Here is a 22,208-nt window from a genome sequence, read left to right as displayed (position 1 = left end):
ATGTCTGGTTGTTTCGAGTACTTTTTCTAAAGTAGAGATATTCATGTAAGAATCGAGAACAGATTCGACAAGGAGGAATTTTTTATGGATCATAAACCGACTGAAACAAAAGATGTCACACCAGTTAACGATACACTTGAAGACTTATTGAACAACCCGTTTTCAACCCCAACAGATACGCTGACCACTTCACAACAAGCGGAGATTGATCAGCTCCAAGAGCAGCAGACAGCTGCTCGCTTAATTGACAAACTACCGGCGGAACGTCAAGAACAAGCAAAACAGCTGGCAGCAAAAATCGATGCCAATGATGCACAGTCTGTCACCAGCTATGGCTCAGCTGCTCAAGCGAAATTAAGTGAGTTCTCACAATCAATGTTGAATCACGTACAAGCTCAAGATATTGGCCCAGTCGGAGATTCGTTGACTGAACTAATGTACCGTCTCCAAGAAGCCAACCCTGACGAACTGCGTGCCGGAGAAGGAAATATCTTCCAACGTGTCTTCGGTAAGGTCAAACAATCGATTTATGAAGTGACAGCAAAATATCAAAAAATTGGTGCACAAATCGACAAGATCTCAGTGAAATTAGATAAAGAAAAAGACGGACTATTAAAAGATAATCTGATGTTAGAACAGCTTTACCAAAAAAACAAAGACTACTTTGATGCATTGAATATTTATATTGCTGCTGGAGAATTGAAAATGGAAGAACTTCAATCAACGATCATTCCAGAAGCAATGAAAAAAGCAGAAGAAACTGGTGACCAGATGGATGTCCAGATTGCCAACGATTATACACAATTCCTAGATCGTCTGGATAAACGTACACATGACCTTCGCCTAGCTAGACAGATCACGATTCAGCAAGCCCCACAAATCCGCTTGATTCAAAACACGAATCAAGCCTTAGCTGAAAAGATCCAAGCATCTATCGCTACAGCCATTCCGCTGTGGAAAAACCAAGTCGTGATCGCATTGACTTTGCTTCGTCAAAAAGATGCAGTGACCGCTCAACGCCAAGTCTCTGAAACAACAAACGACTTATTGAAGAAAAATTCAGAGATGCTGAAAATCTCAGCCATCGAAACAGCGAAAGAAAACGAACGCGGAATCGTGGATATTGAGACCCTGCAAACTACACAAAACGATTTGATCGAAACGATCCAAGAAACTTTGCGTATCCAAAAAGAAGGAAAAGAAAAACGTCGTCATGCAGAAGTAGAACTTGGACACATGGAAGAAGATCTGAAACAAAAACTTTTGGATTTAACCCAATAGACCATTTTTCGTTCGTTACTAAAACAAACGCCCATCAACAGTTTATTACACTGTTGGTGGGCGTTTTTCTTATCTTTCTTCTAACTTCTCCATTGGAGCCTATTTCTCGTTCATCTTGCTGTGTCCATAGCCATAGCCAAAATAAATGATCAGTCCAATAACCATTACGATACCGAACACGATCCAAGTCACCGTTTGCAGACGAAGCATCAAGACGATACAAGTCAAGATCGAGACGATTGGCAAGATAGGAACGAATGGCACTTTGAATTCTCCTGCTTTTGGTTTGCCAAACATTTTTCTTAACTTCAGTAAGCCTAGACTAACTAGCATCAAATAGGCAAGCGCCATGATATTCGTTAGTTCCGCTAATACATTCAATGGGAAAAATCCGGCAAAGAATATGGCTGCCACACCAGCGGCATAAGTCGCTTTTTTCGGTGTACGATGCTTTTGATCGATTTCTGTCATAAATTTAGGCAGCAAACCATCCTTGCTGACAGCAAACAACAAACGAGCGAGTGAATACATCATCGAGATCGTCACCGTCAGCAACGTCAAGATTGCCCCTACAGCGATCACTGCGCCAACTGTCCCATGTCCTACATACCTCATGGCAAAGGCCACTGGATCATTAACGCCTAGTTCAGTATAAGGAACGATTCCTGTCAAAATCAGCGTCACGATAATGTAAAGGACCGTAGCGATCAGTATCGAACCAATAATCCCTCTTGGTACGTCTTTTTGTGGATTTTTGACTTCCTCAGATGCCATTGCAACAGCATCAAATCCCAAGAAAGCAAAAAAAACAAGAGCTGCACCATCTAGCACACCGGAAAAACCAAAAGGCATGAATGGCTGCCAATTATCAGGCTTAACGAAAAATATCCCTACAATGATAAACAACGCGATGATACCAAATTTGACATATACCATGACATTATTCAAACGTAATGCTTTCTTGGCTTCAAGCGACACGATGTAAGTGACGAATATCACTACGAGCACCGCAATCAAGTCAATGTATGTACCATTTTCCGGATTGTACCCGCCAGTTAATGCTTGTGGAAGTTCGGCCCCTAAGCTTTTCAAGAAACCTTGCATATAGCCAGACCAGCCGGAAGCCACAGAAGAAACTGCTAGCAAAAATTCCCCGATCAACAACCACCCTGTCAACCAGGCAGCAAATTCACCAAAGACAACATACAGATAGGCATATGGCCCACCGATCACTGGCACTCGCGAAGCAAACTCTGCGAAACTCAGTCCAGACAAAATGACAACGATTGCAGCTAAAACAAATGAAAGTGACAGTGCTGGACCAGCATTTTGATTGGCCGCAACCCCTGTCACCACAAATATTCCCGTACCGATGATCGCGCCAATTCCAAGCATGATCAAATCAGACGTTTTTAGTTCTTTTTTCATCTCACTCGTATGATTGAGATTGATCTCTTTCTTACGAAACAAATCCATTGAAGTTCCTCCCCATTTTAGGTTGGAAAACAGTGATTAAACTGTTTTCATGTACCCTAAAAGGATACCACCTAAAATGACTAAAAGGCAACCAACAATAACATAAATGAGCTCTTTTTTCGTTTTTCTTTCGCCAAGGATGAAAATCCCACCTAAAGTAGAAATAATGATCCCCATTTGTGAAAGTGAGAATCCAACAGCTAAACCAAGGGATTTGACTGTAAGAAGCATACAGATATTACCTAAGCCCCATAATAATCCACAGATCATGTTTTTCCATACAAATTGATCTACTTTAACTTTACGGAAGGCAAAGAAGCTTGCGCCTAAGATCATTCCGATACTTTGAGGTAAGATAATTGACATCGCATCCAAATTCGCCCAGTTGACAATGATCGTATATACGCCATAACCAATCGTAGAGAAGATCAATGCTCTAAAGCCCTTACCAAAATCAAGCATTTTATTATCTGTATCTATTTTTCCTTCGTCATCTTGTCGTGCCGTCAAATACGCACCGCTTACAAGAAGAGCTAAAGCAATAATACCGTATACATAATCTTTCGTTTGTGTCCATTCTTGGAAGAAAACGGCTCCCGCAATCGTATTCAAAATTAATTGAAAACCAGTAGACAATGGTAACCCTACAGAAACACCCATGTACTTCATTCCATGGAATTGTCCATTTTGTCCAACACTCCAAGCTAAGCCAGATAAAAATCCGATCAAGAAAATCCAAGGGGTGATTACAGGACTAACAACGAAAAAGACAACTAAAGAAAACAGAAATGCACCAATCGTCATTCCTAGTGTTTGTTGATTGGCATCGCCACCAATTTTACCACTTACTAAACCAATACTACCCCATGCCAACATAGGGACTAATGCTATTAAAATTTCCATAACCAATCTCCTTTTATTTCACATGATAAGAAACTTATCAGCGAAAACGTTAACAACACAAGCGTTTTTTTTCGTTTCTAACGATTTTCTAACGTTTTTCATTATAAAAATTTAAGATTGGGAAAAATAAAGTCATTGTCGTCCCTTTTCCTTCAGTTGATTCAGCCGTCAATTGGATACCTAATTTTTCTGCCAGATTTTTTGCCAAATACAGGCCTAATCCTGTTGAATGCGTTTTACTAAGTCGTCCATTTCTTCCAGTAAATCCCTTATCAAAGATTCGTTTCAAATCTTCCTCCGGGATACCGATTCCTGAATCTTTAACAGAAAGGCTGACTCCTTGCGCTTCCTTTTTTATGCTCACCATGATATTTCCGTGATCCGGCGTATATTTGATGGCATTGCTAAGCAGTTGGTTGAAGATAAAAGCGACCCATTTAGCATCAGTCAGAACAGTATGATCCTCACCAATGATTTCGTAGCGAAGATTTTTTTGGATAAAATAATTGGCCTGACTGCGTATCACAGGCTGGATGATTCCTTTCAATCCATACTCTTGGATGAGATAGTCCCGCGAGAAACTGTCGAGTCTTGCATAATACAAGACTTGCTCTACGTATTCGTCGATTTTTGATAATTCATTTTCGAGTAAGGTATACTTTTGATCGTCAATATCGAACTCGATCGAACGAACCAGTAACTTGGAAGCGGAAAGTGGCACTTTGATCTCATGGACCCATGAGTCAATATAATCTTTTTGGTCTTGTTGATTGCTGATTGCTGATTGCATCACTTCTTGATGTTCGCGGATCAGCTGATTGATATATTCTTCCACCAGTTTTTCTTCTTCTGTCCGCCCGCCACTCAAATAATTTTGCAAAGGAGATGTTTTTTGTATGTCAGCTAACTTCCCCCACCATCTTCTTTTGCTCAAGTAGCCACCTAGCAGATAAAAAATCAGAAAGACTCCCTCGATCAAAGCTAAATAAGCAATCGTGCTCAAATCCACTTTGATATTTGGGGCTAGCCACATCACAAAGATCGTTAAGGCAATAAAAAACAGCCATCCCAAGATTAATGTCCACTGATCTTTCAAATATTTAAAGAAATTCATCTTAACCGATCATCCTTTCAGGGAACGATATATCCCTGTCCTACTTTTGTTTCGATATAGCCTTGGATACCTGCCTGTTCGATTTTTCGGCGTAACCGATTGATGTTCACTGTCAATGTATTGTCATCTACAAACCGCTCGTCATCCCAAAGTGCTCGCAGCAATTTTTCACGGCTTAAGATCTTTCCGTTGTGTTTCATCAAAATAAATAGCAGGCGGTATTCATTTTTGCTCAAATCAATGATCTCTCCATTGATCTCCATACTTCCGTTGTCGACATTCAACGTAATACCATTATGGCTCATCATTTCACTGGATAATTCTGTGTAATTATAAGAACGGCGAAGCAACGCATTGATTTTGGCAATCAGTACATCGATTTGGAAAGGCTTTGTCACAAAATCATCTGCTCCCATGTTCATGGCCATGATCATGTCCATATTCGTATTCCTGCTGGAGATAAAAATGATCGGTACTTTCGATACTTCACGTATTTTTTGACACCAATAATACCCATCCAAAACAGGAAGATTGATGTCTAGCAATACAAGCTGTGGTTCTTCTCTTTCAAAGTCTGAAAATACTTGGTTGAAGTCGGTCGTTCCAAAGGTTTCGAATTGCCATTTCTCAAGTTCTTCCATAATCAATTGTCGAATGATTTCTTCATCCTCGACTACCATGATTTTTGCCATAAAAAATCCCTCCATCTTTCTTCTTGCTTCTACAATATCAAAGAAGCCTTTGTGAAACAAGTTGGCTTACCTGTAAAATGTCATTTTAGAAAACGTTAAAAAAAACTGAAAATAGGCGATTTAATCGCTTTTGTCTCTTCCAAGCAGCTGAAATTTATTATGTTATTCTTAATAATTGGTCTATCATCTGTTATTTTTCTTTGGTTGTTTTTGTCTTTTAAATTTTCGATAACCCCAATAACCGAAAAGAGTTAGTATTAACAATACCCCTAGTAAGAGCGCAAGTAATCGATAAAGATGGTATCTTTTTGTCTTTTCCATCTTCGAAGAGGCTTCTTCTGTAAAAGGGAATCGCTTTCCTGTCACCAGTAACCTGTGGGTGTTCACAGTATAAGGTGTGCAAGTAATAAGTGTGACCAGATCCTGTTTTTCTCTGATTGCTAATGTATCTGTTTTTGTTGGAAGGACAACGATTTTCTCAACGACTTCATAAGCGAGCATACGACCATATACTTCAAGATAGAAACGGTCATTTTTCTCCATTTTTTCAAGATCTGTAAACAATTTTTTCTCAGCAACACCGCTATGGGCGGTAATGACGGAATGTGTACTTTCTCCTCCAATTGGAAAAGAGGTACCTTGTAGAACTGTCGCTCCTCTATCTAATAAAAGATCATTTGTTTCATCGAATAAAGGCAAGCTAACATTGATTTTCGGAATATAGATTGCTCCGATCATATGTTGTTCGTAGTATTCTTTTCCTGGATTTCGGACATCTCTAACCGCTTGTTCAAAAGGATCTTTGACTTGACCCATTCCTGGGATGGCTGCCGTACGAGCAAGCGCCTGATTTTTCTTTTCTTGTACCGCTAATCGTTGCTCATTTTTTTCTTCTTTCTCTCGTGCAAGCTGTTTTTGATAATTCTCGATCCTTCTTTGGTCCAAATAATTGCTGAGAGCATCAGCTAAAAATGGATATGTAAAAACTGCAGCTCCTGTAAAAAACATCACTGCCATGAATAATTGTAATAATATACTGATTTTTGTTTGAGGTCTTTTCTCTGTTTTCTTTTTCATTTTCTTCACCTTCTTATTTAAAAAAACCGCAGCAACCTTTATAAAAACCGATTGCTGCAGCTTATTTTTGTTGCTTATACTTCAGACTTCATTTTAGATTTACGGTACCAGCTGTAGGCCCCAATCATCAAACTTAGACCGATCAGCAAGAATGCTAAGATCCCGTTTCCTCCAGTAGAAGGAAGAAATCCTTGTCTTACGTTTGGTACGCGTGCTGCTCCTGGATACTCATAGCCCACAATCACAAGTTCATCATCATAGCTACCAAGTTCTACATTGAACTCTGTGAAAGCTGCTTCACCTGTTGGTAAAACATATCCTTCTGGTGCTACTGTTTCTTTCATGAAATATGTTCCGTAATCTAATCCAACAACTTCGAAGTATCCTTGGTCATTTGAGACAAATTCTGTTGCCTCTACACTATTATCACTTATCCAATCGATTGTGATTTCTTCTGCATCAGCACCTGACTCATAAATAGGTAATCGTACGCCATCTTTATAGAAAACAGCATAAGCAGTTTTCTCTTCGTTCCACAATTCAAATCTTGCACCGTCTAGTAAAGCATTACTTGAAGCATCAAACTTTTCAAATCTTCTCCCGCCAGTCGTTACTTCTTCTGGTGGTACGCGACGTTCGTTGTAGTCATACTCGTCACCTCTACCGATTTCGATCAACGCTGTATTGTTATGGAATTCGTCTGCATTGATGACTGCATTGACTTGTAAGTCATAGGTAACAGTTAATTTCCCGCCGCGATGATTCCCTAATTTTTCAAGCGTTGCTCTGTTCGGTATACCTCCTGTTTCAAGAATGATCTCCACGACAAAACCGTTACCCGCTTTTGTTACTGTATAATCAGTATCTTTTATCAGTGTTGTATCTCCTGCTTGTACAAGGATATCCTGATCAAAATAACTCAAACCTTCTGTTGGCGTATCTGTGATCGTGAAATGCGTGATGACTGTTCTATTGTCCTCATTGATTTCATCAATAAAGTAAGGAATCGGTGCAGTTATTGTATAAGAAACTGTTTTTCCTTTTTCCAAGTCAACATATCGGATCGTTTCTTCACCATTTTCATTGCGAATCGTCACTGTTCTAACGTCCGCTTCATCTACATTCATTTCTTTGGAAGAATCTTGGATTTCATTTTTAGGATACAAGTGTACATCGGTGTTGTACGTATCTTTCCAAGAGGTTCCATCCCATACACCGCCAATAATATCTGGCATCATAACTGGCATCATGACAACCATTGGAGACGCGATTCTTGAAATATGAGCTGGTGAATATGTTTCTAAGAAGAGATAGACTTTATCTCTTAATTCTCCCGTTGTTTCAGTTACCTGTACCTTTTCAAAAACAGCTTCACCATTTTCGCCAGTCGTCTGCTTATCTATACTTTCGATACCATAAGATACAAACCATGCTGCTGTGTGATCTGATTGGATCAAAGCAATCGCAGCAGCAGGTTCTAACCCATCATCATCTATGTCAGTTGTTCTAGGGTCATCTTTCAGCAAATTATAATAGACATCTGTAACATCAAACATTTCAAAATCGACGCCTGGAAGATTTTCATTGCCAAAATCATCTGATATCAACCCGCTGTTCGGTCGTTCTTCAGGCACAGTCGTGAATGCTTTTTTGTGTAATGTGATTGTCACTTCACTTGGTTTTTCCGTGACTTCTTCAGCGTGAACTAATTTTCCATTTCCAAAACTTCCTAAACCTACAGCTGCGAGCAACAGCGCACTCATCCCCATGGTCATCATTTTTTTATTCATTTTTTTCTCCCCGTTCTTTTTTTATTAATAAAACAGCACCTAACAACAAAAGGATTCCTAACAAAGAAATCAATGTTCTTGCTTCATTGGTTTGTGGAAATACGGACCCTTTCACAGGTTGATTTGGATTGCTTGGTCCACTTGGTTCTTTCGGTTTGTCCGTTGTTTCTTTTATGGTCTCGTTATACACGCGTGGTGTTGCTGATTCATAGGCAGAGGCTGGAACTTTTCCGGATTCCAATTCAGCCATCTTCTGCCCATTGACCATTACATATTGCGGCTGTCCTTCTGCATCCACCCAAGATTCAGGGACAATGACCTCGATTTGCTTACTTGCTTCGTCCATTTCGTACCCTTCTACACTTTTCAATTCCTCAAAATAATAGGTACCAGAGGGCAAGAATCGTTGACCTGTCGTGACTAGACCGTCTTTATCTGAAATGAATTTGCTTACATTTTTATCATTCAAAGGATCGTTGTTTGCTGGTTTGATCCATTGATTTTTCAAGTCATTCGCAGGAGCCATGTCTAAATAATATTTTTCGCCTTCTATTATCTGATACAGAGCAAAAACAGCACCTTCTAATGGGCGTCCTTTTTCAGTTGTTCCTCTTTGTCGTCCATACTTGAAAAAGTATGGATCTCTTAAATAACCGACATTTTTAGGATAGATATGGATTTCTTGCAGTTCCTCGGTTGGTTCTGTTGGATGATAGATTGGCAAAACAGCAGCAATCGGGATCGCTGTTTGATCGATATCCACATTCAACCCGATTTCCGGATCAATTGATTCTTCAAAAATCAAATAAACTGCATCTCGATCTTGGTTTTTCTTAGGTACTTGGATGCGTGCAATCCCATCTCCTAATCCACCAACCGTATCTTTTCCAGTCGTTACCGATTCCCCAACCTGAGCAAGTCTTTCTTCTGTGATTAACTGACGGATATTGTTTCTGCTCGTTTCAGCGATTTGCTGGACGAATTCTCTAGAGGTCATGTTCTCAGCAGCTTTTTTGTCATGATAATAATCGGTCATATCGTAAACGGCGAATGTCGCTCCATTTAGCGGAACTGTCTGCGAAATGATATCTGCTGTTTTTCCCGCTTCCTCAGAGATAGCCAGACCGTCATTTTCATGGAATTCAAATTGGTCGTTATAATCGATATCTCGAATCATCCGTTTATGCAATACGAATTCCACAACGTCTTCCCCTAATTCTTCTGCCGACATCGTTTGAGGAAGAAGGACTGCTACAAATGGCAGTACAACAAGTAATTGAAGCATCAAACACAACAGCTTTTTCATTACCTTGCCCCCTCCTTTTTAGATTGTCTGACATACAAACCATAGGCTGCACCGGCAAGTGCCACGAAGAATGCAGCAAGCAGGATATAGAATAATCGTCCAGATCCCCCTGTAGCAGGCAATGGATTTTCAGGATCATTCCCGACACTAAGCTGTAGCCTGATTCGGTTCGTATCCAAAAGTTCATACTCTAATTCTTGCTGCAGATCAGGAGTCTCTGCTTCTTCGTTTGGATAATAAGAAATCTCAACTTTTAGTGTCCCGGCTTCTTTTCCTGGAACGACCCGATCATTTTCCACTTCTGGTTCTTCTCGATAACTAATTTCTAAAATAAAGTAGCCTGGAAGTTTCCTGTAGCCGTCCGGCGACTTCACTTCCTTGATCCGATAGAATCCTTCCGTCAAATCCAAAGCATTGAATAGGGAAGAATCGTTTGGATCTGGTGCCAAGCCTCCGTCGATGAGTTCATAGTCTCCTGCACTATTTTGTTTCTCAATTGAAAATTCTGCGCCTTCAAGACGTCGACTACTCATACTGTCAACTTTCAAAAGTTCCAGATCGATTGGTGCTAGTTCATCTTCTAAGGTTACTTGTAATACACCATCGATGATGTCATAACCCTCCGGTAACGGATCAGTTTCGTCTTCGATGACTGTCTCTCCAATGACAAATTTCCCTTCTTCATTCAGTGCAAACTGGAATACTTGATCAGACAATTGATACCCATTTGGTGCAACAGATTCCGAAACTTCATATTCACCGATAGACAAACGGAGTGGTTGACTGTATTCTAAATCGACGTACTTCTCTACACCGATCGTATAAAGATAGAAGTAACCGATTCCAGACAAACGTTTCGTTTCTTCTGGTTCTAATGGATTGCCTGTGTATGCTCGATACAGCGGGAAGGAAGAATCTCCTATTTTCCTAATGTCAAAACCTGCACCATCTAAAGGATTACCTTCATGATCTAATTTTCTAACCCGGATCTCCCGGTAATCAAACGTATTGTAAGCAGTGAATGCCACCCATAATCGGCCCTCTTCGTCTGTTGAATGGGTGAGATATTGCCAACTTGCTTCACCTGTTCGTCTAAGCTGGATGATGCCTGTTTCATTGTCGTAAAGTCGCAAGATCCATGTGTCGTTTTCGCTAGGTTCTTTGAAACCTTCTGGGCTTTGACTTTCAACGATTTTGTATTCTGCATAGTTGGCATTTTCTTCACTGTCCGTATGAATAAATGAATCTGGTTCTCCAATAGGATGAATGACTTTCTCACCCTCCACGAGCAAATATTCTCCATTTTCATTTACTGAATAGAACGTGAGCATTCCTTTCTCTTCGTCTGCTTCATTTGCACCAGAGATTCCTTTAGCTACCGGCGTTCCAATTTCAAGTCCGCTTCCATCGGTTTGATAAAGTTCAAACTCTGCCCCATTGATTGGCGTAGTGCTTCCTTCAATTAATTTATTGATGTTCATGTGGACTGGCTTGAATTCATTCCGCATTTCCAGTTTGACATACAAGTCTTCATAATCCGTTTCGTCCTCATTGACATTTTGAACAATTGAAAGTTTGTGGTATTCGCCTTCATAATAAGAATCAGGATCGCTACCTTCTTCTCCACCAACTCTTACTCCTGAAGTATTTGCTGCTACCAACTCATAGTGACCAAGCGCTGTATCTCCGCTGGAACTATATTTTTTGATTTGGAATTGATACGTCTCATCCACTAACTGATAACGTGGCGGTCCAGCGATCTCTCTGATCCAGAAAATATCACTGACAGCACCTGTTTCATCCCCCAGCACAGGGATCTTCGTTTCAAAGATTGCGAGTCCATCGTTGGTAGTTGTTCTCGTTTCAATCGGTTCCACATCCCCGCTATCCGGGTCCTGATCATATAGAGCAAATTCGACTCCTGCTAAAGGTTCCCCATTTTGCCCTGTTTTGCTAACTTGCAAATTACGGTCTTTGTGTTCATAACGAATAGAGGACGTTGGGAAATACATTCGACCAGATGTGATATCGTTATCATAATCTTCCAGATTTTGGATATATGCCTGATTATTTACAGCATAGAAATTCCCGTCTTGTGCACCTGCATCCAGTTTTACTTGATACTTGATCCTGACCATTTCCCCTTCACCTAAAGAAATCGGAGAAAATTTATAGGCTTGATTTTCTCGTCCGACATACGTTGTCGGTGTCGCCACTACTTCTGGCGGTGCTTGCCCATGACGTGTGACATCCCATATTTCTGGTTCTTGGTACTTCATGCCATTTTCTCCTGGATCTAGATGGTAAAACTGAATATCCGCCGATCTGCCAGCTCCAAACGGTGAAACATTAAATCCAGTTTCATCATAAAGTGTGGCTTGTTGGATCGTTTTCTTGAAAGTAGAGGAGATGTCCTCCAAGGCTGTAATGATGTCATTCTTGTTGTTCGCATCGTAATAACGCGGTGTTGTGCCATCATCGTTTAAATCAGCAATGTTTTTTAATACATTTCGTCCAATTGCATCGAGCCGCTGTCTGCCGGCAACACTTCCGTCAATGCCTAACCCAATGGAAAAAATACTTGGTGGGTTCTCTTGGTACTTGTTTTTCAGCCAATGATGATATGCAACAGTATTGATGGCAGATGATTTTTCTTGGGTATCCGGTTCTCCTGTAGTACCATTGCTAGCAGCACCAGTACCAACCCAGTGAAACGCTTTATCATCACCTTCTTTTACTTCTCCGTAACGATAATTATAATCCCACGTATCTTCTGGACGATTAAATTCTGAAGGATAGACAACAGGATAACTAAAACCTGCCCCTGATGTATTTCCAGAATATGTTTCAAAGTTTTTAAATAAATCGCCTGTATCTCGAGCGATCATATTATTCATAACTGCCCAGTTGGTAAAATCTGGTCTGTTACTTCTTTCAATTGGAGCATAACTGAAGGTGGGTGTTCCGTCTCCTACGACGATCAGGATCTTTTCGGGATTTCTATTTTCTCCGCCATTATCCGCGTACAATGTTTCATAGCCATTTTTAAGTCCTAGTGTAAGCGGCGTTCCTCCGATGGGTGTACGATTTAGTGCTGTATTCTCACTTCCCGTTAAACGATTGATGTCATTTGTCAACGGAAAGATGTCCGAACTGATTTGTTCCTGGTTATTGATGACTGTACTATTATGATAAAAATTCACCATACCGATCCGAATATCCATATTTGGGTCGGATAGCAGATTTTCACTAATTTCATTTACTGCTTCTATCAGTGCCGCATTTTTACTCTGGCCTCCGCCTTCTAGTGTCCCCTCATTCATACTGGCTGATTTATCTAGAACAAAAACGATATCGATCGGGCTGATTTCTTGTTTCTCACTTCCGATCACATCTAGATAAACGTTATAAAGTGTCGTTGCATCTTCAGGATGTAGATCAGATGTTGGGTTGTTTGATAGAACAGGTTCTACCCATTTTTTGATATACGCTCCGTTATAATCCAAGTAACTGTTTTCAAAATTCCGTTCATCTCCCCAAAGCTGAACGGTTTGAGCCGGAACATTTACATCTTCTTCACCTGCAGTTGATCCATTATCAGCCGCATAGTCATAATTTCGCCAGTTCGCTCCCCCGATTGTGTAATCACTATCATCGATCAAGTTCTCTCCATCATATGGTGAGCCTTTTTCTCCCTGATAGCGTTCATTGCTTTGTGACCAATTTCCTAATACTTTTGTATAGTCATTCGTTGTAAATCGTGGATAGCGGTGCTGATCGTTTTCAGCTATTCCGCTAGGATAGATATATTCATATGGATCTTGCGTAGCTGTTGGTCCAAGACGTTCTAAAATACCGTTGAATAACCGGCGTTGAATGCGTTGGAGTGCTTGACCGCTGGGCACGATTGGTGTGTCCAGCTCTTCCGTTTCATTTTCTTCGCTACGTTGATTTTCAGCGGAATCCTCTGTATCTGTTTCATTTTCTTGTAATTCTTGATTAGCTATTCTTTCATCGACCACCACTTGAAGAGGTAGTTCCCCTTCATTCACATCTGGAATCTTTTCTGTTTCAAAAACCAATGTGCCGGTCTCAGCTTCTTTTGAATAAAATTTTCCGACATACCATTCTTGACCATCGATTGTCTCGACTTTTAAGTCTTCTCCATCTTCATCGTAAGAGGAGAGACCTGTTCCCCGAACGTTTTTTACGGTACCAATACCGGTAGCAGCTGTATCGATTGCTAAACGTATTCTACCTTCGTTCGCACTCTCTTTCTTTTCAAAAGCCAGATGCCATTCAAACGTTTCTTCTTTTTCGATATACCTCCCTTCGATTTTTGCATAATCCTCATCTAGAAATACCTCATCCTCCTTCACTTCTGTTGACTCAGCAGCTACATCCAATGCTGTCATATGATAGACAGACTGGAAATACGGTCCAAATAGCAGACTGACAGCTGCTAACTGCAAAAGCTTCAATTTTATCCCTTTCACATTCTTATACTCCTTTCTAAAACATGTGTCTTCTTTCACAACAAACACCAAAAACAACGTCTATCTAATTATAATCTAATTTAATTTTAACTTTAAATCAAATAATATCCATTTTAGTTAAAAAACACCAATTATACAACATTTATTATTAAAATTAGATTATAAAGTTTTATAACGTTCTCATTTAACAGAACTTAAGTTATTAAGACAGGTAAATAATCCCCGACTGTTTCCCTGAAAAACAAAAAAATAAAGCACAAATGCGTATTTACGCACTCATGCTTTATTCATACAATTGATTCAGATAACGGCAGCACACAAGATGCCGATAACACTTCCTAAAATAGCTCCTCCTAAAACATCAGTAGGATAATGTAAAAGTAAAAAAATTCTTGAATAAGCGATCAAACAAGCAAATAGAAAAGCTAATATTCCTGCAATACGACTTAACTCGAACAACGCTGCTACAGATAAAAAAGCAAGTGCCGTATGCCCTGAAGGAAAAGAAGAAGTCTTCGGTTTACTTGTGTAAAGGATAAGCCGACGATTTTTTTCATAGGGTCGTTTCCGCCTTGTCGTTTTTTTAATGAGAAGTAGACCAACAAAAAAATAGATTAGACTGCCTATAAGAATAGCTAGACCATATTCTCTTGTATCAGGTACCAAAACTAAAACCGTAGCAAGGAGCAGCCAAATAAAACCGCCATTAGAGATATTACTGATAAATTTCAAGAAATTGATTTTCCGATTGTCCGTTTCTCGTTGCTTAGCGAACTTATTGATAATACGATCATCGATTTTAGCAATCAAACGCAGCATGTTATTCCTCCTTTTTAAGACCCTTTTCTTGCGTACGATGGATAAAAAGCAGGACTTGAAAATAAAACAAGAAGCTAAAACCTAATAAAGCAAGGTAGATTGGTCCTGCAAACCATAATACAATCAGAAGTATCGACGTGCCTGCTAAATAAAAAAGTGCACTTTTAAAATCATTAAAAAACAAGAAAAATGCTGCAATCCAAGAGACTTCTTTTTGATTTTCCAGTTGAAGCAAGATTTTGTAACTAAAAAGAACCGCACTTAATAGAAGCAAAAACAACGTAGTATACATCAATGTATAGCCAATTCTCCCACCCCAATAATGGAAAATCCGATAATCGATGAATAAAAGAAAAAAATAACTACTTGCTAAACTATCTTGCTTTCCATAAAGAGAAATATTCTCACGGAACTTCTTCCAGTATAATGAACTGAGCTTTTTCTCTTTATTTTTTTTGTAATAATAAATCATATACAGAACTGTTCGACTTGCAGATCCCAATGTGAAAACAGGCAAGACGCACAGGAACCACAGTAGCTGTAACTGGATAAGACGTGGTATCCATTCAATGATTTCTAAGAAATAATCATTGGCTCTTTTACCAATCGACCGATTCATCATCCTTTTGATCCTCCTGTCAAATCCATTCCTTCAATGAAATAACGTTGTGCAAAAAAGAACAGCAAGATCGTCGGGATCAAGACAAGTGTTGCTCCTGCCATCAGATAATTCCATTGTGTCGTCGCTTGGTTCTGAAAAACTTGCAAGCCAATCTGCAACGTGTATTTTTCTTGATCTTGGATATATAAAAGAGGACCTAAGAAATCATTCCAAGCCGCATTGAAGGAATTGATTGCAATCGTGATCAAAGCAGGTTTCGTCAATGGAAGCATCAAATGACTCCAAATATACAAATGATTCGCTCCGTCGATTTCAGCAGCTTCGATCAATTCATTATTGATCGATAAGTAAAATTGACGCATCAGAAATATATTGAACGCATTGCCGAAGAACGATGGAACGATCAGGGGCAAATAAGTACCTACCCAGCCGATCTTGGAGAATAATACATATTGAGGAATCATCGTTACAAACCCTGGGATCATCATCGTAGAAAGAACCAAAGCAAACATCAGCTTTTTCCCAGGAAAATCAAGCTTCGCAAATCCATAAGCAATAAAAGAATTCGAAAGGACATTACCAATCACTACTAGCACAGTGATGAATAATGTATTTCTTGCATAGCGCCAAAAAGGAAATGCGGCAATCGTATCCAGATAGTTTTCCCATACGATTTTTTCTGGGAAAAAGGTCGGAGGATAACGAACGATTTCTTCCATTGGTTTCAATGAAGTAAATACCATCCAAAGCAATGGAATGAGCAAAATAATTCCTATTACCGTCATAAGCACATAGCTTAGCATTTTTTTTGATTGCCGATTCACACTGGTCTTTTTAAAATAATCCATCATTTGCCGTCACCTCCAGAATAATAGACCCATTTAGGTGCAAGCTTCAAATTGACAAAAGTCAGAACCAAAACGATCAGAAATAGGATCATCGACATAGCCATCGCATACCCCATATCAAAAGCGACGAACGCCTTGTTCCACATATGCAGATTATAAAAAAGCAAGGAATTTGCAGGCCCACCTGTTCCATTTTTCGTCATGACATAAGCTTCTTGAAAAATTTGGAAAGAACCGATCGTAGAGGTGATCACATCGTAAAAAATAATAGGAGTGATTAATGGCAAAGTAATACTTTTGAACTTTCCCCAAACGCCTGCTCCATCGATTTCTGCTGATTCATATAAAGATCTAGGAACATTTTGTAATGTAGCTAAGTAAAGTAGCATTGCTCCTCCAGAACTCCATATTTTCATCAAAATCAACGCTGGTTTCGTCCATTGTGGATCAAACAACCAAGCTGGTCCAGGGATGTGGAACCAGCCCAGAAATGTGTTGATCAATCCTGCAGATGGAGAAAGCAGCTGCATCCATAAGATGTAGACTGCTACTCCTGATAAGACTGCCGGTAAATAGAAAACTGTACGGAATACACTGATTCCTTTGATTTTTTGATTGAGTACTGTGGCTAAAAACACACTGAAAATCGTCGTCAGCGGTACATTGAAGATGACGAAATAAACGGTGTTGTATAACGATTTCCAAAATAAATCGTCATGAACGAACATTCTTTTGAAATTTGCTAGACCAATGAAATTCATCTTGGATGTCAAATTATAATCGGTGAAACTACCAATAACTGAAAAAAGCATAGGCCCTAGCATAAAGATTAAAAAACCGATAATAAAAGGCGAGATAAATAAATAGGCCCATCTTGCTTCTTTTTTCTTTCGGATAGATAAACGCTTCAAATTTTCTTGCCTCCTCTTTACCTAGACAGTCAAAAACGGATTATTGATTTTGCTTGACTAAGTTCTCTACTGCTTTTTGTGCATCTGCCAATCCTTCTTTTGCTGATTTTGTTCCTAAAAGAATCTGGTCGATCTGTTCATTCACTAATGTCGTATAATCCGGTGCATCTAAAGGAACTGGTGTGATCACCGTATTTTTAAAGTTTTCGTCCGCCATTTGATAGATCATTTTCCCTTTGTCCGTTAGGTTGTCATTATTCACTAAATTCTCGTTGGCTGTCTTGCTTGCCATGATGTCAAAACTTTTTTCGCCGAATTTTTCTTGTACTTCTGGAGAAGAAAGATATTTGATGAATTCATAAGAGGCTTCAGGATCTTTTGCTCCGTATGGTACTTCCAAGACGAATCCGCCACCCCATGACCAATGACCTGAACCTTCCTCTTTTTCTGGAAGCTGCATCACGCCAAAATCAAAATCATCCGGTGCGTTTTCCATCAAGCTAGAGTAATAATTGATGTTTTGGGCGCGCATGGCTACTAATCCAGAAATAAATGGATCAGACACACCAGAACCAAATTCTGCTTCTAATTTGTTGATTGTATTTTTTCCATAATAATCCTGCCAGTCTTGAATCCATTCCAAGGCTTCCACTTTGTTTTTAGTATCAATCTTGACTTTTTCGTCCTTATCAAACCAACTAGTCCCGTTGTCTGCGTTTAGCGCCCATACATCCGCGCCTAAATTCCATAATGGATAAAAACCGATACGCGTAAACTCTTTTCCATCTTTTTTATCTAGTTTACGTGCTGTTTCTTCTAATTCATCCCAAGTTGTCGGTAGATCTTGTTCGCTGATTCCAGCTTCTTTAAATAACTTTTTATTATAAAAAATGACTTGTGTATCTGTATTGAAAGGGATGGCATAAGGATCACCTTTATATTCTACTGTATCCCAAAGCTGCGGATAAAAATCCTTAGAAGTGTCTTTATCTACATACTCAGAGAGATTGGTTGCTTGCTGTGCTTCTGCTCTTTGCGCAACGGAATTTATGTCCTGTACAATAACATCAGGTGCATTTCCAGCCGTTATTGCAGATAAAGATTTGGTCCAAATATCCCCCCATGGCTGATACTTATAATTTACATGGATCTCGTCTTGTGATTGGTTGAAATCCTCAATGATTTCTTCGATGGCTTCTTTTCGTGCGCCCGACCCCCAAAAGGACCAGAAATCAATATTTTTTCTTCCATCACTTGTTTTTTCAGAAGAATTTGCTGCACTTGAGCTGGCATCGCTTGTATTACTTGATCCGCATCCTCCTAATAAAAACAATGCTGAACTTGCCAACAATCCTGTAAACAATATTTTTTTCATATTTTACCTCCAAATTTTAATGTAACCGATATCGGTTTTAATATAACGATATCATTTTGTTCTGAAAATAACAATTTATAAGGTATGATCATCGAAAAATTATTAATGATACCAACACTTTATATAATTCGCGAGCGTTTTCTTTGAATTTTTTAATTTTTCATAGCAGAATGAGAATGTATTAAAAAAAGATTAGGAGGAATTTTGATGTTTAGACACCAGAAAGAATTGCAGTTTGAGGCAAAACCAGATCGTCCGAATCCATTAATCGCGAAATATCTGCAGGAGCTGATCGGCGGCCAATATGGCGAGATGAGTGTAGCTATGCAGTACCTGTTCCAAGGTTGGAGCTGCCGAGGAGAAGAAAAATATAAAGATATGCTGATGGACATTGCAACAGAAGAAATCGGCCACGTGGAAATGTTGGCGACAATGGTTGCTCGTTTATTAGAGGGTGCGCCTGTTGAAGATCAAGAAGCAGCAATGCAAAAAGATCCAACAATTGGTGCCATTATCTCTGGAATGAATCCACAGCACGCGATCGTAGCTGGCTTAGGACCTCGTCCTGCTGACAGCGTGGGCAATCCATGGAGCGGTGCCTATATCATTGCGAGTGGCAACTTGTTAGCAGATTTTAGAGCTAATTTAAATGCCGAATCACAAGGAAGACTTCAAGTAGCACGTATTTACGAAATGATTGATGATCGTGGCGTAAAAGATATGCTGTCTGTTCTCCTTGCAAGAGATAGTTATCATCAAAATCTATGGGAATGTGCAGTGAAAGAATTAGAAGAAAAAGAAGGTTCGATCTTAGTCCCAAGTACTTTCCCACGTGACAAAGAACGAAAAGACATTGCTTATGACTTCTATAACTTCTCAGAGGGAGACCAAAGTAGTGAAGGTTCTTGGGCTAGTGGCAAAGCACTGGACGGAGAAGGCGAATATCAATGGTTGAAAGAACCTAAGATCGAAGGCGCTGCACCAAAATTAGAACCAGTAACACCAAAAATGTATGGGACACCTCCATTCAAGAAATAAGAAAAAAGGTTGTGACAAGATTTTTGTCACAACCTTTTTATTGTATTAGAAACGACTTTCCTATTGGCTCGCTTTAAATTTCTTGAAAAATAAATTTCCTTCAGCAGTTAAGCGAACACCTCTGTTTTCTGGATCCAATGTGATATATTCTTTCTCTTTACACCATCGGAAAAACGCGTTCCCGAGATTTCCTCCTAAATGAAATGTTCGTTCTGTCCAATCTAAGCAAGGTTTCACAAATGCTCCAGATTGTTTTTTCAGTGCGTCAATATCTATTCCTAAGTCTTTGAAATAACAAACGCCTTCTTCTGTAAGTTCCACATGATGGTTTTCCATCACAAGATAGTTGTTGTGAATGTCACTTTTCTATTTAAATGGCAAAAATTTTTAGTATTAAATGACAAAAGCTACCAATTTTTGGTAGCTTCTTATATACCTATCACTAAACTATCTCTTGCTGCTTCGACAACTTCTACAGTAATCTTATCTATTTGATTGATTCTTAAAATACGATCAATCTATGCAAATAAACGATGAATAAGCCTAAAATTTCCTTTTGTAATTTTAATGATAGTTGTGATAGCCTCATAATCAGAAAAATCTTCTAACTTAATATCAATTCCTAAGTCTGACCATTTGTATTCCAAAATATGATGTGTTTCATCCTTACTAAGGTTATCAAATTCATGCGCAAATCCTATGCGATAGTAAAGTTGCGGATAACGAGACAACCTTTTTTCAATACCAGGCATACCGATAAGAACCATTGCCAGATCATTTCTATCATAAATATCTCTTAGCTGTTCTAAATGCTGAAGCTTTAACCGATCAATTTCATCGACAATAATTAAATCAATTGCTTCATAGGTTTTAGGAACAGAAGGATCTTCTTGATTGTATTTTAGTACCATATGCATTGCTTTAGTCAGACCTATTCTACTAGTTATTGTGTTAATATCAGAACTGACACGAGACATCTTTTCAGTTGGTGCAGTATAAAAAACTTTATTTACACTTAATATTTCATCTGTTGCATTTTTTCCAATATCATCAGCACGATGCTAGGCAATTTGTTTTTCTATATTATCCCAATTACAGTAATACCTCGAAGATAATGTTTTACCTACGCCAGGAGCACCATAGCAAATTCCAATATACTTATATTTAATACATGCGTCACAAAATTCAGCAAATCGTTTATATTCTTTTGTTTCAATAAAGGTTTTATTCATTTTTTTGTCTAACTTCTTCTGAAACCCTAATTTGCTCAAAATCAGTTCGTATCTTCCTAATTAAACCAACTAGACCATCATGTTCATATTTTTGTACCCAGCGATAAAGTGTACGAGTAGGTACTTTATTTTTAATAGCTATTTCTTTTATCGTTTTTTGTTTATTAAGATAAGGCTCAATAATTTTATATTTTTTCATCGCATCTATTCTTTGCTGTTCTGAAAAATTAGTGAGCGTTTGTTTTTCCATCTTTTCCCTCCATTTTATCTAAATAACGATAAATCGTTGTTCGAGAAACATTCCAACGTTCGGCAATAGTTTTAATAGGTGTTCCACTATCAACTAGAGTCTTTAATAATTCTAAGTCTTGTGCTTTTAATTTTTCAGGACGTCCTCCAAATCGCCCTCTTGCTCGAGCTGCTGCTCGTCCTGCTGCGGATCTTTCTAAAATCAGGTTGCGTTCAAATTCTGCGAATGCTGCAAACAAATGAAACATTAGCTGACCAGTCGAACTAGATTTATCCATTGTAATATTTTCCTGAAGACTATGAAAACTTACGCCGCGTTCATTCAATCGATTGACAATTGAAATCAAATCTTCCATATTCCGTCCTAATCGATCCAATCGCCAAACGACAAGTGTATCGCCAGAGCGAACAAAATCAATCGCCATTTCTAATCCTGGTCGATTACTTTTTGCCCCACTCATATGATCGGTAAAAATTTTTTCACAACCAAATTTATTTAGGCTGTCTTCTTGTAAATCCAAATTTTGTAAACCAGTAGATACCCGGGCGTATCCTATTTTCAAAAAAATCACTCCCTCATTAATTTTATTGTAACATAACTTTATACCGATGGTATAAATGAACATAGATTTTGATATGGGTTTATGAACACATAATAGAATCAAAATTATAGAAATAAGATAAAAAAATAGACTGTTCAGAAACGCCTGATTTTCTGTCCACTCTATTTATGAGCTTCATTCAGTATAGAAACAAAATAATGAATATAAAGCAAATAAATATAGGATAGGTTTTACTTATTCTTCACTGCTGCTATTTTACTAGGAAATCCTACGACAATTTTGGGATTACTTTTTTTCTTCCTGAAGACAAAAAGATGCACTTATATACAAATAAAAACTCCCTATATAGTAGTTAGGGAGTTTTATATCTTATCAACGCATCATGGTAGCGTCAATAATTTTGTGTAAATAACTCG

At 38.8% G+C, this 22,208-nt stretch carries 18 protein-coding genes and 1 pseudogene; 2 read left to right on the top strand and 17 right to left on the bottom strand.

All coding sequences use genetic code 11. From position 1 onward, the window contains the following. Positions 1-84 precede the first annotated feature (84 nt). Complete coding sequence (locus HMPREF2731_RS03520; protein ID WP_002313359.1) at positions 85-1,281, top strand: toxic anion resistance protein; 1,197 nt, start codon at positions 85-87, stop codon at positions 1,279-1,281. A 99-nt stretch (positions 1,282-1,380) separates the two neighbouring features. Here the strand turns inward: HMPREF2731_RS03520 and HMPREF2731_RS03515 are convergent, their stop codons facing one another. From HMPREF2731_RS03515 to HMPREF2731_RS03455, 13 genes are all read right to left on the bottom strand, one after another. Further along, positions 1,381-2,757 carry an amino acid permease gene (locus HMPREF2731_RS03515; protein WP_002308196.1) on the bottom strand — a complete coding sequence of 459 codons (1,377 nt, stop codon included), beginning with the start codon at positions 2,755-2,757 and terminating at the stop codon, positions 1,381-1,383. A 36-nt stretch (positions 2,758-2,793) separates the two neighbouring features. Further along, complete coding sequence (locus HMPREF2731_RS03510) at positions 2,794-3,660, bottom strand: GRP family sugar transporter (protein ID WP_002291228.1); 867 nt, start codon at positions 3,658-3,660, stop codon at positions 2,794-2,796. 88 nt (positions 3,661-3,748) lie between these two features. Continuing rightward, complete coding sequence (sapS, locus tag HMPREF2731_RS03505) at positions 3,749-4,774, bottom strand: two-component system sensor histidine kinase SapS (protein WP_002308195.1); 1,026 nt, start codon at positions 4,772-4,774, stop codon at positions 3,749-3,751. Between the two features lie 17 nt (positions 4,775-4,791). Continuing rightward, the gene (gene sapR, locus HMPREF2731_RS03500) at positions 4,792-5,466 is read right to left on the bottom strand and encodes a two-component system response regulator SapR (RefSeq protein ID WP_002291233.1); all 675 of its coding nucleotides are present in this window, start codon (positions 5,464-5,466) and stop codon (positions 4,792-4,794) included. A gap of 183 nt (positions 5,467-5,649) precedes the next feature. Beyond that, positions 5,650-6,543 (bottom strand): class C sortase, encoded by an 894-nt coding sequence (locus tag HMPREF2731_RS03495; protein ID WP_002316506.1) that lies wholly within the window; start codon positions 6,541-6,543, stop codon positions 5,650-5,652. A 74-nt stretch (positions 6,544-6,617) separates the two neighbouring features. Further along, positions 6,618-8,333: a SpaH/EbpB family LPXTG-anchored major pilin gene (locus tag HMPREF2731_RS03490; RefSeq protein ID WP_002313357.1), complete on the bottom strand. Its 1,716-nt coding sequence runs from the start codon at positions 8,331-8,333 to the stop codon at positions 6,618-6,620. Continuing rightward, on the bottom strand, positions 8,326-9,639 hold the full coding sequence (locus HMPREF2731_RS03485; RefSeq protein WP_002313356.1) for a pilin N-terminal domain-containing protein: 1,314 nt from the start codon (positions 9,637-9,639) through the stop codon (positions 8,326-8,328). The genes HMPREF2731_RS03490 and HMPREF2731_RS03485 overlap by 8 nt, the downstream gene beginning before the upstream one ends. Continuing rightward, a complete protein-coding gene (locus HMPREF2731_RS03480; protein ID WP_002320173.1) occupies positions 9,639-14,135 on the bottom strand; it encodes a SpaA isopeptide-forming pilin-related protein in 4,497 nt (1,498 codons plus the stop codon). Before HMPREF2731_RS03480 ends, HMPREF2731_RS03485 begins: the two co-directional genes overlap by 1 nt. Before the next feature lie 300 nt (positions 14,136-14,435). Beyond that, positions 14,436-14,954 carry a phosphatase PAP2 family protein gene (locus tag HMPREF2731_RS03475; protein ID WP_002312039.1) on the bottom strand — a complete coding sequence of 173 codons (519 nt, stop codon included), beginning with the start codon at positions 14,952-14,954 and terminating at the stop codon, positions 14,436-14,438. 1 nt (position 14,955) lies between these two features. Beyond that, positions 14,956-15,576: a DUF624 domain-containing protein gene (locus HMPREF2731_RS03470; protein ID WP_002313354.1), complete on the bottom strand. Its 621-nt coding sequence runs from the start codon at positions 15,574-15,576 to the stop codon at positions 14,956-14,958. After that, positions 15,573-16,427, bottom strand: a complete 855-nt coding sequence (locus HMPREF2731_RS03465; protein ID WP_002308183.1) for a carbohydrate ABC transporter permease — start codon at positions 16,425-16,427, stop codon at positions 15,573-15,575. Before HMPREF2731_RS03465 ends, HMPREF2731_RS03470 begins: the two co-directional genes overlap by 4 nt. Further along, positions 16,424-17,335 carry a carbohydrate ABC transporter permease gene (locus HMPREF2731_RS03460; protein WP_002291248.1) on the bottom strand — a complete coding sequence of 304 codons (912 nt, stop codon included), beginning with the start codon at positions 17,333-17,335 and terminating at the stop codon, positions 16,424-16,426. Before HMPREF2731_RS03460 ends, HMPREF2731_RS03465 begins: the two co-directional genes overlap by 4 nt. Positions 17,336-17,375: 40 nt before the next feature. After that, the gene (locus HMPREF2731_RS03455) at positions 17,376-18,710 is read right to left on the bottom strand and encodes an ABC transporter substrate-binding protein (RefSeq protein ID WP_002316508.1); all 1,335 of its coding nucleotides are present in this window, start codon (positions 18,708-18,710) and stop codon (positions 17,376-17,378) included. A 207-nt stretch (positions 18,711-18,917) separates the two neighbouring features. Between HMPREF2731_RS03455 and HMPREF2731_RS03450 the strand changes: the two genes are divergently transcribed. Further along, positions 18,918-19,748, top strand: coding sequence for a manganese catalase (locus HMPREF2731_RS03450; RefSeq protein WP_002286789.1), 831 nt, complete (start codon positions 18,918-18,920; stop codon positions 19,746-19,748). A 60-nt stretch (positions 19,749-19,808) separates the two neighbouring features. Here HMPREF2731_RS03450 and HMPREF2731_RS03445 read toward each other — a convergent pair whose 3' ends face one another. The 4 genes and pseudogenes from HMPREF2731_RS03445 to HMPREF2731_RS03430 all read right to left on the bottom strand — a co-directional run bounded on the left by HMPREF2731_RS03445 (position 19,809) and on the right by HMPREF2731_RS03430 (position 21,792). Continuing rightward, the gene (locus tag HMPREF2731_RS03445; RefSeq protein WP_227140619.1) at positions 19,809-20,069 is read right to left on the bottom strand and encodes an ArsR family transcriptional regulator; all 261 of its coding nucleotides are present in this window, start codon (positions 20,067-20,069) and stop codon (positions 19,809-19,811) included. Positions 20,070-20,176: 107 nt separating this feature from the next. Beyond that, positions 20,177-20,980: pseudogene (locus HMPREF2731_RS15255) on the bottom strand (AAA family ATPase). After that, on the bottom strand, positions 20,973-21,230 hold the full coding sequence (locus HMPREF2731_RS03435) for a helix-turn-helix domain-containing protein (RefSeq protein ID WP_070872332.1): 258 nt from the start codon (positions 21,228-21,230) through the stop codon (positions 20,973-20,975). Before HMPREF2731_RS03435 ends, HMPREF2731_RS15255 begins: the two are co-directional and overlap by 8 nt. Further along, positions 21,208-21,792 (bottom strand): recombinase family protein, encoded by a 585-nt coding sequence (locus HMPREF2731_RS03430; protein ID WP_002308171.1) that lies wholly within the window; start codon positions 21,790-21,792, stop codon positions 21,208-21,210. The genes HMPREF2731_RS03435 and HMPREF2731_RS03430 overlap by 23 nt, the downstream gene beginning before the upstream one ends. Between the last annotated feature and the right edge of the window lie 416 nt (positions 21,793-22,208).

Source organism: Enterococcus sp. HMSC072F02 (assembly GCF_001837725.1).
GTDB classification, from domain to species: domain Bacteria; phylum Bacillota; class Bacilli; order Lactobacillales; family Enterococcaceae; genus Enterococcus_B; species Enterococcus_B lactis.
Note: the sequence above shows the minus strand (reverse complement) of the source record. Positions and strands in the feature narration are given on the sequence as shown.